At 43.2% G+C, this 15,617-nt stretch carries 17 protein-coding genes; 2 read left to right on the forward strand and 15 right to left on the reverse strand.

The window, feature by feature from the left end; translation table 11 throughout:
• Nucleotides 1-152 precede the first annotated feature (152 nt).
• The 3 genes from dndE to dndD all read right to left on the reverse strand — a co-directional run bounded on the left by dndE (nt 153) and on the right by dndD (nt 3,133).
• Complete coding sequence (gene dndE, locus QUA33_RS22340) at nt 153-554, reverse strand: DNA sulfur modification protein DndE (protein ID WP_190660605.1); 402 nt, start codon at nt 552-554, stop codon at nt 153-155.
• An 81-nt stretch (nt 555-635) separates the two neighbouring features.
• Nucleotides 636-1,025 carry a GxxExxY protein gene (locus QUA33_RS22345; RefSeq protein WP_333151249.1) on the reverse strand — a complete coding sequence of 130 codons (390 nt, stop codon included), beginning with the start codon at nt 1,023-1,025 and terminating at the stop codon, nt 636-638.
• Nucleotides 1,026-1,135: 110 nt separating this feature from the next.
• Entirely contained in the window at nt 1,136-3,133 is a 1,998-nt protein-coding gene (gene dndD, locus QUA33_RS22350) for a DNA sulfur modification protein DndD (RefSeq protein ID WP_333151251.1), read from the reverse strand.
• An 11-nt stretch (nt 3,134-3,144) separates the two neighbouring features.
• On the opposite strand from dndD, the gene QUA33_RS22355 reads away from it, so the two are divergent.
• The gene (locus QUA33_RS22355; protein WP_333151253.1) at nt 3,145-3,267 is read left to right on the forward strand and encodes a hypothetical protein; all 123 of its coding nucleotides are present in this window, start codon (nt 3,145-3,147) and stop codon (nt 3,265-3,267) included.
• A 76-nt stretch (nt 3,268-3,343) separates the two neighbouring features.
• Here QUA33_RS22355 and QUA33_RS22360 read toward each other — a convergent pair whose 3' ends face one another.
• From QUA33_RS22360 to dndB, 4 genes are all read right to left on the reverse strand, one after another.
• Entirely contained in the window at nt 3,344-3,907 is a 564-nt protein-coding gene (locus QUA33_RS22360; protein ID WP_333151255.1) for a GxxExxY protein, read from the reverse strand.
• Between the two features lie 130 nt (nt 3,908-4,037).
• The gene (gene dndC, locus QUA33_RS22365) at nt 4,038-5,756 is read right to left on the reverse strand and encodes a DNA phosphorothioation system sulfurtransferase DndC (protein ID WP_333151300.1); all 1,719 of its coding nucleotides are present in this window, start codon (nt 5,754-5,756) and stop codon (nt 4,038-4,040) included.
• A 22-nt stretch (nt 5,757-5,778) separates the two neighbouring features.
• Nucleotides 5,779-6,747: an HNH endonuclease gene (locus QUA33_RS22370; protein WP_333151256.1), complete on the reverse strand. Its 969-nt coding sequence runs from the start codon at nt 6,745-6,747 to the stop codon at nt 5,779-5,781.
• Between the two features lie 165 nt (nt 6,748-6,912).
• The gene (gene dndB / locus QUA33_RS22375) at nt 6,913-8,025 is read right to left on the reverse strand and encodes a DNA sulfur modification protein DndB (RefSeq protein ID WP_333151258.1); all 1,113 of its coding nucleotides are present in this window, start codon (nt 8,023-8,025) and stop codon (nt 6,913-6,915) included.
• Between the two features lie 247 nt (nt 8,026-8,272).
• Here dndB and QUA33_RS22380 point away from each other — a divergent pair, with 247 nt between their 5' ends.
• The gene (locus tag QUA33_RS22380; protein WP_333151260.1) at nt 8,273-9,865 is read left to right on the forward strand and encodes a DGQHR domain-containing protein; all 1,593 of its coding nucleotides are present in this window, start codon (nt 8,273-8,275) and stop codon (nt 9,863-9,865) included.
• A 98-nt stretch (nt 9,866-9,963) separates the two neighbouring features.
• Here the strand turns inward: QUA33_RS22380 and QUA33_RS22385 are convergent, their stop codons facing one another.
• The 8 genes from QUA33_RS22385 to QUA33_RS22420 form a co-directional block, all read right to left on the reverse strand.
• Nucleotides 9,964-10,332, reverse strand: a complete 369-nt coding sequence (locus tag QUA33_RS22385; RefSeq protein WP_333151262.1) for a type II toxin-antitoxin system RelE/ParE family toxin — start codon at nt 10,330-10,332, stop codon at nt 9,964-9,966.
• Nucleotides 10,316-10,552: a hypothetical protein gene (locus QUA33_RS22390; RefSeq protein WP_242723690.1), complete on the reverse strand. Its 237-nt coding sequence runs from the start codon at nt 10,550-10,552 to the stop codon at nt 10,316-10,318. The genes QUA33_RS22385 and QUA33_RS22390 overlap by 17 nt, the downstream gene beginning before the upstream one ends.
• Before the next feature lie 38 nt (nt 10,553-10,590).
• Nucleotides 10,591-11,649: an endonuclease/exonuclease/phosphatase family protein gene (locus QUA33_RS22395; protein ID WP_333151265.1), complete on the reverse strand. Its 1,059-nt coding sequence runs from the start codon at nt 11,647-11,649 to the stop codon at nt 10,591-10,593.
• Nucleotides 11,650-11,659: 10 nt separating this feature from the next.
• Nucleotides 11,660-12,130 carry a DNA phosphorothioation-associated protein 4 gene (locus QUA33_RS22400; protein ID WP_333151267.1) on the reverse strand — a complete coding sequence of 157 codons (471 nt, stop codon included), beginning with the start codon at nt 12,128-12,130 and terminating at the stop codon, nt 11,660-11,662.
• A 92-nt stretch (nt 12,131-12,222) separates the two neighbouring features.
• On the reverse strand, nt 12,223-12,543 hold the full coding sequence (locus QUA33_RS22405) for a nucleoside triphosphate pyrophosphohydrolase (protein ID WP_333151269.1): 321 nt from the start codon (nt 12,541-12,543) through the stop codon (nt 12,223-12,225).
• A 12-nt stretch (nt 12,544-12,555) separates the two neighbouring features.
• Complete coding sequence (locus tag QUA33_RS22410; RefSeq protein WP_333151271.1) at nt 12,556-13,212, reverse strand: Uma2 family endonuclease; 657 nt, start codon at nt 13,210-13,212, stop codon at nt 12,556-12,558.
• Nucleotides 13,202-15,268 carry an AAA family ATPase gene (locus QUA33_RS22415; RefSeq protein ID WP_333151273.1) on the reverse strand — a complete coding sequence of 689 codons (2,067 nt, stop codon included), beginning with the start codon at nt 15,266-15,268 and terminating at the stop codon, nt 13,202-13,204. The genes QUA33_RS22410 and QUA33_RS22415 overlap by 11 nt, the downstream gene beginning before the upstream one ends.
• Nucleotides 15,265-15,540 carry a hypothetical protein gene (locus tag QUA33_RS22420; protein ID WP_333151275.1) on the reverse strand — a complete coding sequence of 92 codons (276 nt, stop codon included), beginning with the start codon at nt 15,538-15,540 and terminating at the stop codon, nt 15,265-15,267. Before QUA33_RS22420 ends, QUA33_RS22415 begins: the two co-directional genes overlap by 4 nt.
• Nucleotides 15,541-15,617 lie beyond the last annotated feature (77 nt).

Here is a 15,617-nt window from a genome sequence, read left to right on the forward strand (position 1 = left end):
GGTTATTGGTTATTGGTTATTGGTTATTGGTTATTGGTTATTGGTTATTGGTTATTGGTTATTGGTTATTGGTTATTTATTTGTTGCTCGCTTGGGCCTGCTAATAACAAATAACAAATAACAACTGTCAACTGTCAACTGTCAACAATCAGTTAATTTCTTAATTTTTCAGGCGATAGGGCGATCGCCACCAAGTCTTCGATTTTCTTAATATTCGGATCGCCGGCCAAATAACCAATCCCTCGGTGCAAGTGCAGGCGAAACTGTTTGGCTAGAGTTTCTTTTTCTGTACCTAAATTGTCTTGGTGACAGCGCTGCTTGAGGGCAATTATCAAGATATCGGCCATGTCACCGCCGAAGACATCCCAGCTTAATTCGACGTTGCTGTCGCTGGGAATTGGTACTGGGGATGGGATGCTGGGTTCGGCGAGCGATCGGCAAAATCCCCACCTGCATAGAATATTCCACTGATCGATTTTTGTCGATCGTTTCAGTTTTGATAGTTGGTCTTTGCCTGTTTGGGAAAGGCGGATGCGATCGACTGGTGGTTCCATAGGTTGATAATTTTGTTACCGCCGATGAGGGCAGATGAACACGGATGAACGCAGATAATAGCATGAGATTGTATCTGCGGTTTAGAAATTATTGACTATTCGTTGAATTTCAACTTTAGGGTTGCCGAAGTTGATGAGCAAGCAGACGGTTAGTTTTGTAGCTTTTATGACATTTAGACACTGTGCCATTTCTCTTTCCCCCAGTGATTTGATAGCTTTGAGTTCTACAAGCACGGCTCTTTCCACCAACACATCTGGTACGAATTTCCCAACGATTATATCTTCATAATGGACATAAATGACAAACTGAGGTTCAACCAGCATTCCTGTTTTGCGAAGTTCATAAACCAAAGAATTCTGATAAACTTGCTCCAAAAATCCACAACCTAAAGTATTTCCTACCTTAAAAGCACAACCAATAATTTTTTCCGTAATCCCATTCAATTCCAATCTGCGTTCATCCGTGTTCATCTGCCCTCATCTGCGGTTAAAAACATCCCACATCCAAAACTATACCAAAAATTCCCATGCCATCCAATCCAATCTGCGTTCATCCGTGTTCATCTGCCCTCATCTGCGGTTCATTCCCAGAAGTAACCTTTTTCGACGGTGGTTTGGTGTTTGGCGGAGTCGTATTTGAGGAGGTAGCTGTGGGCGATCGCCTCTAATTCTTGGAGTTTTTCGTATTCTACTTTTCTAATTTCCGTGTCGGTAGAAAGCAGGATGACTTGGTGGCTGGCTGAGGGGAAATAGCGTTCGACTAGGTTGTTTCTGTGGGAGGAGTCGAGGCGGCCCAAGGGAGTGTCGATCGCCACTGGCAATTGTCTCCCGGATACTCTAGCCAATCCCCACAAAAAGGCGATCGCCAGCAATTGTTTTTCCCCGGCTGAAAGTCGGTGTTTGGGTACGGGTTTGCCTTCTGGATCGTAAATGGAGAGGCTAAATGTTTGAGTGTCGATCGCAACTCTGTGCACGAGGTCGGTTTTGTGCAACAGGTAGCGGAAACAGTCGGTAATTTCTATTTCGAGTTTGTTGAGTTTTTTGAGGGTGAGTTTTTCTTTAAAGAGTTTCAGGGTGGCTTGGGCTTTGGCGATCGAAGCGATGACGTGTTGGCTGTTTCTGATGGTGATGTATTCGCTGCTGTAGTTTTCTAGTTCTTTTTGGTTTTTGGCTAATTCTCTCTCTAATTCATCGACGCGGCGGTTGGCTGATTCCAAGGCTGCGGCTGCGATAGCTACTGCTTTTTGGGCTTTCCTGACTTCTTCTTCTAGTTTTTCGTAGGCTTCGGGGGAAGCTGCGGCTGCGAGTTGTCTGTCTGTGAAGTCGATTTCTGCTTCGATGTTTTTGATTTCTTCTATTTGTTCGCGGGCTAGAATTTGCTGGGCTTTGATTTGGTAGTTAAGAAGGTTTTCTAGTTGCTGGATGCTGTTGTTGTCGGCGTTCATCCAGGGCGGAACGTCTGTTCCCGCTTGCTGTTCGAGTTCTTGGTTTTCTTGGCGGATGAAGTCTTGAATTTTATCTAGCTGTTGGGGATTTAATGAGATTTCCGCGATGTAGTTGAGGAGGCGATCGCTTCTTTGTTTGATAACATTTTGGGCAATCTTTGCTTGCTGCTGGTTGACTTCTGTTTCTGCTTGAATTTTTGCTTCACTTAGCAAGGGCGAAATTAAGGCTAGTGGTAGCGTATTTGATGCCAATTCCATCATGGCTTGACGGGTTTTGTCTGCCTTATTTCTGTAGTCGTTTAGCTTGCTGTCTAGCTGACTGCGATCGGCGGCAATTTTCCCGCCTTCATAAATAAACTTTTCTGATGCTTGTTGCTGATTTTTTTGAGCTTTCTCTACCTCGTTTTTAAAGCTGGCTTGTTCTTGCTTAGCTAAGTCTATTTCATCAGTAATTTTCTTAAAAGTTTGTTCGATTTTCTCTAAAGCAGCCAAGTCTTTTTTGCCAGCAATTTCTTTCCGCTTGCGGCCGGCTAATATTTCTAAATCGACGGCGAGGCGTTCTGCTAATTCTAAACCTAAAAGAGATTTAATCGCCCCGACGACAAACTCCGGCGGTGTTTCGAGTTCGGCGAGTTCTTTTACTTGTTCGCCGTCAAACAAAAATAGGTTGGATATTCCGACGGGCAAAAGGGTTTCGATGTATTCGTCCCAGGTGTTAGTAATTGCTTTGTCAGACCACCAATCGCTGACGATCTCGCTGTATATGAGAATGCTTAAGTTGTCTTTGATATCTAATTTTTTCCAGTATCTAACTATTTTGAATTGAGTTAATTTGTCGTCTTGGACTTGTTCAAATGTTAGTTCGACGCGGGTATCTTCTAATGGGGGAGTGTGGCGGTTGACGCATTGATTGAGAAAGTCGCTGTAGCTTAAATTGCCTCTGGTGGAACATTGGGCTCGGCTACCGTAGAGGGCGAGGCGAATGGCGTCCATGAGGGTGGTTTTGCCGCCGCCATTCATGCCGCCAAATAAAATGACTGGGCAGGGATTTCCGTCTTTTTCGGGGCGGAGATTGATGGTTTGGATGCCTGCATAGGGGCCGAAGTTTTTGAGAACGAGTTCGAGGAATTGCATTGTAGATGTAGATGTTGTTGGTTGGTGGGGGGGCGGTTAGCAACGGATTTGGTAGCGGATTTAACGGATGGGTGGTTGGTGGGGGGCGATTAGCAGCGGATTTAACGGATGGGTGGTTGGTGGGTGGCGGTTAGCAGCGGATTTGGTAATCAGCCACTAATCATCCGTTACATCCGTTACAAAATCCGTTGCTAACCGTCCCCCCCCTTGCTACCAATCAATCACATCGGTTGAATCTTCCTCCTGGTTCTGGGGTCTAATGCTGGGAGGTAAGGGGAGTTCCGCATCTGTTTCTTCATAGGTTCCTGAACTTCCTCTTGTCCAACCCCTGCCACTTGTTTTCGGCGTCCACAAGTATGGTTGAATGTGTTTTTGCCAACCTTGTACAGATTTTGGTGGGAGGATGCGGTGATATTCTAATTTGCTGCGTCCAAAGTTTATAAATAAACCTACTTGCGCTCCTGTAGCTGCTACGTAAGCTATTATTTGAGCTTTATCTTTATCGGTCATGGGATAATTTACGGCTTTATCCTCTACTACAATACCTTGATTCACCCAATGGTCTAGATAGAGGATTCCCATCCAAACTTCACCGTCGTAAATTTGTCTGGGATACTCCATTTCTGTTGTTAAACCGGCTTCTATCATTTCTGCATCAAAGGCTCTTTGGTAATGTTTTTCTCTTAAACCTTTTTGCGTCCTCCGGTGTACTCTCATTGCACAGCCGATGATGCTGTATGTAAGTTCCTGATGGGGAATATTAGGATTAATCATGGTCGTAAAAATTTTGTAATTTCAACGATGAGGGTTGGGTAATAATCTGGTTAATTGACAGCCTATTGTATCCGAGCGCTCGGCGGGGTGGCTGTCAATAAGTTTGGGTTTAACCGCAGGCTAGCGCGTGCTAATCGCTAGGTTTTTCCTCTCCTGAATTGGGCGGTGAAAATTTAATATCCGCCCAAGATAGCTGTCTGCTTTGATTGCTGTTGCTTTCGAGTTCTTCTTTAAGTTTGGCAATATCAACGGTATCGTTTTTGGCGGAACTGTTGGTTTGGGCGATCGCATCTTTGAATTGCTGAATGTTTTCCGTCGGATTTGCTTTAATATCTTCCACCGCTTTTTTTAAATTGCGTTGATAGTGGGCGTTGCCAATCGCTTCTTCCTTCGATCGCGAACTGGTTTCAAAGCATTTGTCCAAATCGCCGTAAATGCCTGTACGGCGGGGCTTGGTGTAGTATTGGCGTTCTGTATCCAGGAGTTTTGCCATCAATTCGAGGTGCATTTTGTCCTCGCTGCAAATCTCTTCGATCGCAGTCCATTCATCGCTACCGAGGAGTTTTCTTTCGGCGGCGGGACGGGAATCTTCAAAAGGTTCGCCCGTAACTTCTTCGTAAATCCGGGGCAAAGAATCGTCGAATTCGTGCTTTTCTTCCAGCCAAATTCGGCGGATTTCGCTAAGTTCTTCTGGGGTAATTAAGGTGATATCGCGCATTTCTAGGGGTGCGGTTTTGCGGACGTGGGTTTGTGCTTCCAGGACTCGTCTCAGCCAGTGTTCTCGCCAGAATTTGGTGTAGGGCCCTGGGATGGGTTCGACGGAGGTTGTGTCGTCGCCCATGTTGCGTTCAAACAGTTCAACTCTACCGTAGATGCGGCGGAAGTCTCTTTTATCGCGATCGTCTTTTATGTCTAATTCGTTGCGAATATCGAGGAGAGGCTGCATCCATTCTTTTTCCTCATCATTTTGAATCATTGCCTCCATAGATTTATCTTGGCTTACCATTGTGCAAACCCAGCAGCCAAAGCGAGAACTGCCGCAGCTAGGGGTAGAAGTATCGACAACTAAAGGACATTCATTGTCTGCTGTTGCACCTCGATACATGGTAAATAAATCTTTGTTGCTATTTTCCCAAGGATTAGCCCACTGATTCAGATAAATCCAGACTTCATCAGTTCGCCAATCTTCAATCGGACTATAAATTAGGGAATTAGGCAGACTAGGACTCTGATAAAGCAAAGACTTAATGGAACTAGAATTATTATTTAGACGGTCACTCATGCGACCTATTTCATGTTTCTCCATTGAAACAGCGCGTTTAATACTTTCAGCTTTGCGAGTACCCAATATAAGAATTACTTCTCCATTGATTCTCACCATATCACGAACAAACCGATTAGAAGGAAGGATTTTCAGGCGTTCAGTACACCAGCGAAATCCATGTCTCGGTGCTGGGTAGCCTTTTCCCATCAAGTTTACCCAGAAAGTATCTTTGACATCTGGATAAAGCATATAAGGTTCTATTGGTAGCTGTTGCTCTATAGCAGCAGACTTCATCTGTTTTAATGACTGACGTACCCAAGTAGAAACTATCGGGTTTTCTACAAGTGTATCTGTGGTGATTACATAGATTTTTTTCGTTCTTTTTTCAGGTGGCAATTCTGCTATCGCATACCAGATAAGCTGCACTACCGTAGTGCTGTCTTTTCCGCCGGAATATCCTAAAACCCAAGGTATATCATCTAAACAATATAATTCTTTAATTTCTTTACTTAATTTTTCTATTTCTGCCACTAACTCACTTACACTACGGGGTGGAAAGAGTGGTATTTGCATTGTTTCTGTCATGTCTTCAACCTCAGTTACTTCATTAAGCTCTAAATACATTCAGCCGATGCCATTCTAGCGATTCAAGTCTTGGTAAATCTTGGTTTGAAGCCGGCAGGAGAATAGTTTCACTATGAAAATCTTTCATACATCTGGCATTGGGGGATTCCTCTTCTAAGTCATCAGCGACGATAATTCTGTAATTATCATCTATAGCAAACCAACCCTGGTCAAAAGCCCAATGATGATTTTTACACAATGATATCCCATTATTAATTTGATTATCATAAAACTTTGAAAACGGCTTAATATGTGAGCCATCTACAATAGTTTGAGTGAGATTCCTGATGACTTTCAATCGACAAAATGCACACTTGTAATCATATGTATGTACTACTGCTTTCCTGAAAAAAGCATTTCTAACAGCAGATTTGGTTAAATAAAATTTCGGTTCTGCGTCAGGAATTACTGCTGAGTCTGATAGTTCTCTTTCTGTCTGAGTAACTTTTTCAAAGTCTTGATTAACTTGTAAAATATCTCCAATATCGTCCCTATTTAATGAAAACCATGTCGCAATCAGTGTATCTATTAATTCCGATCTCGAATTTGGGTCTTGAAGTAAATCGAATAATTCATTATCCCAACTACCGTATTCTACAGCTTCTCTTAGCTTGTTAGTGGTCTTAGGCTTTGAACCATTAAATCCCGACTTTAATGTTTTATGCCAGAAACCATCGCCTTCCAAATGCCAAAATGGATAGTACAAACCACGATTGTGAGATTCAGAACCTAAGATATCCCAATATTTATTAAAGGTTTTAATTAAGTCGTCTGAAACATAAATTCGATTATCCCTAATTATTCCTTGAGCAATTAGATCGATGATTGATAATAGTAATATTGGCTTATGATTAGCTTGACCACGTTGGCGTGTATTACTGACATTAAGAGCGGCAAAACGTTGTCTATAATACGCTAAATTCTTATTTTTGGACTCTTCTCCTGTAGTCATTTCCTCCTCCCGCTATGATTAAATACAATCCGATATAAAATTTTACACTCTTTTCAACAAAAAGTTAAGCACCGCAAGGCACAACCATAACGCAGAAACTAGACAATTTAAGCAGTGTCAGCAGACTAAAAAGTAATTTTATAGCCGAAACAGGAGATAATTATATCACTGTCCGCGTGCCTCTGCGGTTTCCAAACCCAACCGATTTTTCAAATAATCAGTCATCCAACTAACACTCGCCCTCGATCGCGAAATCCCCCCTTTCAACAAAATCCCACCCTCCCAATCAGGATTAGAAATCGACCAATCAACCTGCTGCAAAAGCCTCAAACGTTCCTCCCAACTCTCAGGAAAAACCAACAGCAAAGCCGCCCCAACTTCCCCCAAACTCTCAAGCACAACACTGTGGCAGTGTACGCAATCCCGGCGCATTTCCCCCGCCGCAACTTGCTTGTGCAGAACTAATTGCCAATCTGGAATAAAACTGCTAACCGCATTCCAATAACTAACCGCCAGTTGTATTTTTCGAGCAAGTTCTTCCTCTTTCTGTTCTTTTTTGGTGCGAGAACCAGAGGGTTTTGCCTGTTCGCTGCGGTGAATATTAGACAGCAAAGCCATAATAGCACGATCGATCGCACTCAGCGCAAACAACTTGTGCGATCGCCCGTTCAAACTCCCCCTCTCCATCTCAGTCAAACACCGGAAAACCTCAACCTGCTTAACAACAGCCTTCACCACAAAAGCGCGATCGTCCCGGTGGTTGTAAAGTAGACTGAGTGACGCCTCCAAAGGAACTTGAAAACCGTTCAAATCAGCAAACATCTGCTGCGATTTTTCCAACCCAATATCGAGAAACAAAATCAGCGCCACCGTCTCATATCCCAACTGCGGATTTTCCCTCAAAGCCATCTCAAAAGCCGCGCGCCGATGCTGTCCGTCATTAATAGTAAACTTAGCATCCATCGGCACTCGCAAGCGACCGATTTTCCGTTCTTCGGCCTCATTTCCCACTGCTTCAAAAGTAATATCCGCATCAATCGAAGCAGCAATTGCCCCACAAGTATAATTTGTAGGATTCTTAACAAAATACTCAGCAATTTCGGGAATCCTAGCTTTGTTAAGCGCGCGTTTCGCCCGCATAGACGGTGGCAATTCTTCAGATTCAAAGGGAAACAATTTCGGCAAAAAACGCACCGGACACATCGACACGTAATATTCGCGGCCCGCTTGAATTCCCCGGATGACCGGCAAAATGTATTCAAAGGAAGGAGTAGACATATTTTTTTGTGAAACCGCAGATACACGCCCAGAAATGCAGATGAATAACTCTTATCTGCGTCTATCTGCGTTCATCTGCGGTTTAAATAAAAAAACCATTGACATATGCCATTAATTATGGTACATAGCCGGGGTCTGTTTCCCGACAACTCAAGTATTTCACAAAACTTTTTAAAAAACAAGAGTTGACATACAATTTAACCCATGATATTTTTGAAAAAATAGCCTCATTATATAGAAACCGCCGATGAACACCAACCCAGCGGATGACCTCGCTAGTAAAATTTTAGAAAAAGAAAATAGCGACAGACAGGAAATCGCACTTTTATTAGATAATTATTTAGGAAAGGACGATCGCATTTTCGTACAAAAAACCCAGATGGGAAACAGCGAAGCATACATCGGTTCAGTCACCCTAGAATGGTTAGACTCTCGCGTCCGTTTCGCCTCCCAGATGCCGCTTTTCCGCCAAAAATTCGACCTCCAAACCAACAACATCGTCCGCGACGACGAAACCATTGACGAAATTATCCAGCGTCCCTTAGATTGGTCGCGCCAAGCAGCCCTAACTCAATATTTAGCAGCCCGAAAATCGCACAAATTCCCCGCAGTTTTAGTAGTCGTCAGCCCCCCGTGGGTAGATAATCCTCACGCCGAAGAATGGGATAAAAATGGCGTAGCAACCAAATCGGCTGCTGAATTTACATCCTTTGATAAAAACGAGAATTTAGGGCTTTTGAATGTTTCTAAAGAACTCTCGATTTTTGCCTTAGACGGCCAGCATCGGCTGATGGGAGTTCAAGGTTTAATGAGTTTAATTAAAACCGGAATCCTGCAAAGATACAACAAAAATAAAAAACCTGTCGGCGCTGCAATTACTCTGGAAGATTTAGCAGAAGAGTATCAAATCGACCCCGAAACAGTGTATAAATTAGCTCACGAAAAAATCGGGATTGAGTTTATCCCGGCGGCGGTACCGGGGGAAACGCGACAGCAAGCACAACGGCGCGTGCGATCGATCTTTGTGCACGTTAACCTAATGGCGGTAACTCTGAGTCAGGGCCAGCTAGCATTATTGAACGAGGATAACGGATTTGCGATATGCGCCCGCAAAATAGCCGTCACCCATCCCTTATTAAAAGAACAAGATGACAGAAACCCCCGCGTCAATTGGGACAGCGCCACAGTCGCAGCAAAATCAACAGTCTTAACCACATTGCAAGCGCTGCAAGATATGTCCGAACGGTATTTAGAATACAAATTCCCCCATTGGAAGCCGGAACGAAAAGGTTTAATTCCCATGCGTCCCGAAGATGAAGAACTAAAAGAGGGAATTGAAGAGTTTAAAAAATTGTTCGATCATTTAGCAACTTTACCCAGCTATCAAAGAATTGAAAGCGGCGAAGAAACGGCTGAATTGCGCCGATTTAGTTTTGAAAAGCCAGGGGGCGAGGGAAATATTTTGTTCCGTCCAGTCGGTCAAATTGCTTTAGCTAATGCTTTGGGAATTCTAGTATTTAGGAAGAAACTTTCCCTGAAATCTATTTTCGACAAACTCCGCAGATTCGATGTCGATGAAGGATTTAGCCACATGGACAATCCTGAGTCTGCGTGGTACGGGATTTTGTACGATCCGAACAAAAAGCGAGTGCTAGTTTCTGGAAAGGATTTAGCAACGAAGTTAATTGTATATTTGGTGGGGGGAATTCAGGACGATATGGAGCGAGCTCATTTGCGGCAAGCGGTAGCGGAAGCGAGGACTTTTGAGGATAAAGCTATTAGTTTTAATGGCAGGTTTGTGCAGCCGCAAGAGGTAGGATTGCCGCCAGTGCTGAGCTAAGTTTTTATGCTGATAGCTGCAGCAGTCAGGGATTGAAATCTAGGAGTATTTTAAAGCGCGATACCTAAATTTTGATCCTAGTTAACGTTATTTCTTGATTATGATTGTTGCTGATTGCGGAAGCTATCGATAATGTCATTGATTTCTTCAACGGCGACCGTTTCTTGGTCAGATTTGGCATAGATGATGAGCAAGATGAAACAAGTGGTTGATGTGACTTGATAAATAATGCGATAGCCTCCACTTTTTCCTTTACTGATGTCGCTGTTTTTGGCTCTTACTTTGAATACGGTGTAGCCAGTACCGGAAATGCGATCGCCTGGATATTCGCCTGCTTGCAACTGCTGTAGGAGAGGTTGCAAGTCGGTTTGAATTTGGCGATAGCGTTTGGCGAGGGTTCGGAGTTGGCGCTTGAATTGATCTGCAAACAGAACCTGGATGCTGGGTGCTTCAGACATCAATACCATCCCAAAGTTCTGCGATCGGGTGAACTTTGCCGTCTTCTACTTCCTGAAGCGCAATTCGGAGGCTGTTGAGGATATCTTCTTTAGATAGCTCGTCTTCGTCTTCTTGAAATAGTTGACCCAGGGATTGCAAAATCAGGGTTTCGATCGGCAAGTTGAGTTGGCTAGCTTTCTGAAGAAGCTGCTGTTCTAAGTGATCGGGGATGGTGAGGGTAATTTGCATGGGGTTTGCCTCTGGCTTTTAATAGTATAGACCAATTCTCACAATCTGGCTTCCTTTAACAAAATAAGTTCTGCTCCTACCGGCAAATGATCGGACTCGGTTGCCTCTAAAACCGAACTCGATTTAGCACCCCAATGCTTTGAATACCAAATATAATCAATCCGAAAAACCGGATAATTTAATCTCCAATTCGACCTTTTTACCAAGAACTTAAGTTCCCAACCGTGAGGCCAGGTAAAACCAAACCCCCATCCCGATTTTCGGAAAGCATCTTGCATGACTTTCTGCACCCTGTCATAGTCTTGAGTTTCGTCTGTCATATTAAAATCGCCTACGACAATTACTGGCAGAGTTTCTCGCTCAACTCGCTGCACTAAGTCTTGAATTTCAGGCGAACGTTTGTCATATTTGTAAACAGGAATTTTGAGAAAACGCCATTTTTTAGAGAGTTTCAACCACGGCCCGGTAGCTTGCATATTATAAATCACTACTTCTTGTTCGTTAAATTTAATAATGGCCCGCTGCTGCGTTTCTGGATGGCCGGCTAAGTGCAGTATTTCGCTAGATACAATAGGATATTTACTGAGAATTCCTACAGGGGGAGTGCCAATTTGATAGGGGTAGTCTGCTTTTAACCAGGTGAAAACTCTTTCGGTATGTTTCCTAACGATTTCTTGTAAAAATATAATATCGGGTTTTTGCTGGTCAATCAGCTTAAATAAAGTAGGTGACTGAGTTTTATGCCAACTGAGGTTATGGGATAAAATTTTGATGCTGGGCTGCGAATTTGTGATGTTTATTGGTGCGGGAGAAAAATATTTGACGTGCAGCCAACTTATTAGAAGAATGCAGGCGATCGCAGAAATAACAGTGAACCATCTTTTTTTGATAATTAACCATCCGATGATGGGAAGCAGGAAAGTAGGGAAGAAAATTAAGGGGCTAAAAGTGTTAATTAAGGCAAGAATTCCTATTCTATCCCAAAAGATTAGTTTGAGAATGAAATAGCAGATAATAAATGCTGAGTAACTGTAAGCAAGAAATTTTGCAGCTTGCTTTAAGAATCTCTTGATTATATCTTTGGGGATGTGCTTCATTGGGAACCTATTAAAATAAAAACTTGCTTAAATCGAATTCTTCATTTGACCGATGTTGATTGTCTCTTTCTGAAATCAAAACCAACAACAGGCGATCGGTATAATCCGCCGCGCCCCGCAACTCTTCGCGCAAAATTTCCAGTCCACCATTAGCATATTCTTCAAAGATTTGCAAGCGTTCTGCTTCCAATTTTTCGTCGAGATGGGAGAGAATTTGAGGATTTTTGGTTTCGGCGATCGCAATTAATTTAATCGCCATATCGTAACCCCTAGATACAAAGATATCAACATCTATCGCCCCCGGTTCTCGTTTAGAAATTTCCCCTAAAGGCGATCGTTTTTTCCGCTGATTTCCCAAGGATGCGGCGAAAGCGATGACATCAGCGTAAGTCTGAAATGGCGCGGAGTTGTTATCCGATAAAGTTAATGATTTGACTAACTCGGCTTTATCTTTAGCAATTCTAATTTTGTTAACAGCCATTGGGATTAATATGTAATTTTTAACTGAGTAATTTGATTGATAGAGTAACCGCAGATTAGAGGCAGATAAACACAGATTAACGCAGATAATTTTCAGAATGTCCGCAACAACATAATTTTTTGTGCAAAACCTCCTCTTGCTTCCCGCCGCTTCATTTGTTCGTCCAAAAGTCGATCGCCCGAAATGCCAAAACTCACCATCACCGCATCTATCACCTCATACAAATCAGCCAATTCCGCCACCAAATCTTCTTCATCAGCAGCCGCCGCTTCCCCCGCTTCTTCAATCAATTTCTGCCGCAAAGCTTGACGGTATTCTGCATCCGACAAAATTACAACCTCGCATTCATTCCCGCTTTGGCGAATAATTTCAGGAATGCGATCGCGCACCAATTTATGATACTCTTTTTCCACGTCAAACTACCTTCAACCTTGACTAAAAGTTTGAATTAACCAGCGATTAATTTCCCCATCATCTTGCGTTTGACTCCGGTTCAAAGCTTCCTCAACTAACCGGATTTCCCGCCCCGGTAAAACCCGCGACTCTTGAATTCTCCCGCTACCTCCGCCATTAATTGCAAACGCAAAAACCTCCCGCGTGTTTGCACGTTCAACCCAATATTCACTTATTCCTGCGTCTTCGTAAAGCAACCGCTTCCCGCCTAAATCATCATTAAAAGAAGACGCCCCAATTTCCACTATCAAATTAGGCGGATCGTATTGATTTAAATCAACAGCAGAATTGCTATCATCAGGAGGCACTCTTAAATCCGAACCAATGTAGTAAGCTAAATCAGGTTGAAACTCGCCGATCCCTGCTTTCCGAAAACTGGTGTTAGTAAACTGAACTACTCGGATATTTCTCAATGTTGCAAACAGAATAACTACACAGGCCATAATTGAATTGTGACGCCCGTGCAATGGCCCTACTGGTGACATTTCTACCCTCATGTGTTTTTGATAATAATAAAACTTGCCCTTTTCCCATGCTGAATCCTCAGCAAAATTTAGAAACTCTTCCCACGTTGCCTTCACCCAAATATCCGTTTCCAAAACCTGCGTAATTGCCGAATTAGAAGCCATAATCCACCTCTACAATTTCCGTATATTCAAATTCATTCGGACTGCGCCTAACTAAAGGATAGCGCGTCCCCCCCAGTTCGATCGCATCTTCTTCACAATCAGCTTTCGGAGAATTGTACACCAGCACGTATTCCCGGCCGATGGAACTTTCCATCTCTTGAGCAACTTCTCCGCGCCACTGAGTTTTAGTTACCAAAACTACCAATTGATTCGCCAACTTCGGTAGCTTATTCGCGATTTGCTTGCGATAAATCTCGTCCAAACTCCCAAAGGGAGAATCCATCACAATTGGAAACGTACTGCTATCCGGGCCCATCAAAGTATTCTTTTGACTCCACTCCCGCACGCCCTCAATAATTCCCCCGATAAACGACAAACTGAGAATTTGATTTTCTCCTGTAGAAGCGGCAACCAAAGATTCTTGTCCCGACGTATTTTCTACTAGCGTCAGTTCGTATTTATCGCTCAACTTGGGGATGTAAGGAGTAAAAGAAATTTGACTAAAAATATCTTGCACCCGCTTTTCCAACTGAGAAGAAAACTGTTTTTCTAAGCGCGATCGCACTTCAGTTAGGCGATCGATCGCATCCTGAGTCGCAGCAATCCGGCGCTGGGCTAATACTTGCCTTTGCTCGTTTAGTTGCTGCTTGTCGATTTGCTTGTCCAGATTGGCGATCGACGCCTTCAAACTCTCAATCTGCTGCTGGTTAGAGCCTGTTTCCCGGTGCAAATCGCCAATTTTTGCCTCAATTTCATCCAAGCGCTTTTGCAAGCGGCTGACATCGCCGTCAGGAAAATTTCGCAGCTTGTTGTGAATATCGTCTAACTGATTTTCCACGCGAGAAAGTTCCGTTCTGTCGCGGCTGATATTGCCTTGCTGTCGGTCAATTTCCTCCCAAAAATCAGCCACTTGTCTCTCAATTTCATCTACGCGATCGCTAATCCGAATAGTTGTTTCTTCTACATCACCAACACCCGCTTTATCCATCCAACCGCTAACCTGTTGGCGAGACTCAGAACCCTCCACTAATTCCGCACCGCAGATACACCGCTGCTGCGCTAATAAATCTTCCAAAAACGGCCGCTGAATCCCCGAAAGCAACTCGCCTTTTTCTCGTAAACTCCCGACTATTACTTGAAATTCCGCCGCCGCCTCTGACAGAAATACCGCGTAACCGCGCACAGAAATTGCTCGTTTTAGAGCATCTGTAGCCTGTACAATTTGTTGCTTTAATAAACTTTTCTGCATTTCCAATTCGTCTCGCAACTTTTGTAAATCTGCAGCCCCGCTCAGTTCTAACAAGTTACCATTAACTGCTTTTTTCAACTCCCCTTGGTTAACCAATTCCCGCTCGATTTCTACCTGTCTGCTTGCAAGTTGCTCAGCTTCTTGCTCAATTTTTTGCTTGTCTTTTAAAAGTTGTTTCGTTTCAGCATTACCAATTATATTTAAATCTGTCTCTAGAGATTTTTTTGCTTCTCCTAAATGCCGGAGCGATCTATTCAACACTTCCACCCCCAGCAACTCCTTAGTAGCTTCTGCAATTTCTGCCTTCTTGTCATAGCGAACAATTTGCTCGATGCGCTCCCCATCAAAAAAGAAATATTTATGTAAACTTTCCGGCAAAATCCGCCCGATAATATCATCTGGATGCTGATCCGGCTTCAGCCACAAACCGTTATCTTTTGCTACACTCAGAAACAATTCAGCCTTGCCATGTTCTACAGTATTTTCACTTTTATAAGCACGACAGATGCGTTTTGCTTGGTAGCGCGTGCTGTCGTGTTCAAACACAATTTCCGCCCAACAACCTACGGCTTTTCCCATTTCCGCCTCAGCCAGAGCGCGCTTGTTTACTAATTGTTCTTCGGCCGCAAAAGCCGCGCTAAATTGTCCGTAAAGTACCCACGTAAAGGCATTCATTAATGCCGTTTTTCCCGCGCCGTTATTACCGTGAATTACTGTAATGTTTTGCCTACCCCAAGCTACTTTAATTTCCGGAGTTTTGCCGTAAAATTGACGAAAGTTGCACAGAGTAATTGATATTAACTTCATACAATTGCTTCCTTAATGATTTTTAAAATGTCATCGTTAATGTGGCGGGGAGCTCTCATGTACAACTTATCTTTTTCAATTTCCAATACCCGCTCAATAATTTGTCGAACTTCGGGCGGCGCGCTAGTAATAGGTTGTTGTACGTCGCTGAATTCCTGATGAGTTTGATAAGAAGAACGCTTTTCTGCTAAAATGCTTGTCGGTAAGGCTGCGATCGCACTATCTTCATATCTAAATGCCATAATCAGATTTTCATGCAGATTTTCACTCATTTTTTTTCAAATATTAAAAACTAGCAACTCAAACTGCGCTCAAATAATTCTCTATTCTCAAACATAAACCGAACCTT

This window comes from Microcoleus sp. Pol14D4, assembly GCF_036701245.1.
Taxonomy (GTDB): Bacteria; Cyanobacteriota; Cyanobacteriia; order Cyanobacteriales; family Microcoleaceae; genus Microcoleus.

Excerpts from the sequence above, each read along its gene's own strand:
- dndE (WP_190660605.1), bottom strand. The coding sequence starts at position 554 with ATGGAACCACCAGTCGATCGCATCCGCCTTTCCCAAACAGGCAAAGAC.
- QUA33_RS22345 (WP_333151249.1), bottom strand. The coding sequence starts at position 1,025 with ATGAACACGGATGAACGCAGATTGGAATTGAATGGGATTACGGAAAAA.
- dndD (WP_333151251.1), bottom strand. The coding sequence starts at position 3,133 with ATGCAATTCCTCGAACTCGTTCTCAAAAACTTCGGCCCCTATGCAGGC.
- QUA33_RS22355 (WP_333151253.1), top strand. The coding sequence starts at position 3,145 with ATGTTGTTGGTTGGTGGGGGGGCGGTTAGCAACGGATTTGGTAGCGGA.
- QUA33_RS22360 (WP_333151255.1), bottom strand. The coding sequence starts at position 3,907 with ATGATTAATCCTAATATTCCCCATCAGGAACTTACATACAGCATCATC.
- dndC (WP_333151300.1), bottom strand. The coding sequence starts at position 5,756 with ATGACAGAAACAATGCAAATACCACTCTTTCCACCCCGTAGTGTAAGT.
- QUA33_RS22370 (WP_333151256.1), bottom strand. The coding sequence starts at position 6,747 with ATGACTACAGGAGAAGAGTCCAAAAATAAGAATTTAGCGTATTATAGA.
- dndB (WP_333151258.1), bottom strand. The coding sequence starts at position 8,025 with ATGTCTACTCCTTCCTTTGAATACATTTTGCCGGTCATCCGGGGAATT.
- QUA33_RS22380 (WP_333151260.1), top strand. The coding sequence starts at position 8,273 with ATGAACACCAACCCAGCGGATGACCTCGCTAGTAAAATTTTAGAAAAA.
- QUA33_RS22385 (WP_333151262.1), bottom strand. The coding sequence starts at position 10,332 with ATGGTATTGATGTCTGAAGCACCCAGCATCCAGGTTCTGTTTGCAGAT.
- QUA33_RS22390 (WP_242723690.1), bottom strand. The coding sequence starts at position 10,552 with ATGCAAATTACCCTCACCATCCCCGATCACTTAGAACAGCAGCTTCTT.
- QUA33_RS22395 (WP_333151265.1), bottom strand. The coding sequence starts at position 11,649 with ATGAAGCACATCCCCAAAGATATAATCAAGAGATTCTTAAAGCAAGCT.
- QUA33_RS22400 (WP_333151267.1), bottom strand. The coding sequence starts at position 12,130 with ATGGCTGTTAACAAAATTAGAATTGCTAAAGATAAAGCCGAGTTAGTC.
- QUA33_RS22410 (WP_333151271.1), bottom strand. The coding sequence starts at position 13,212 with ATGGCTTCTAATTCGGCAATTACGCAGGTTTTGGAAACGGATATTTGG.
- QUA33_RS22415 (WP_333151273.1), bottom strand. The coding sequence starts at position 15,268 with ATGAAGTTAATATCAATTACTCTGTGCAACTTTCGTCAATTTTACGGC.
- QUA33_RS22420 (WP_333151275.1), bottom strand. The coding sequence starts at position 15,540 with ATGAGTGAAAATCTGCATGAAAATCTGATTATGGCATTTAGATATGAA.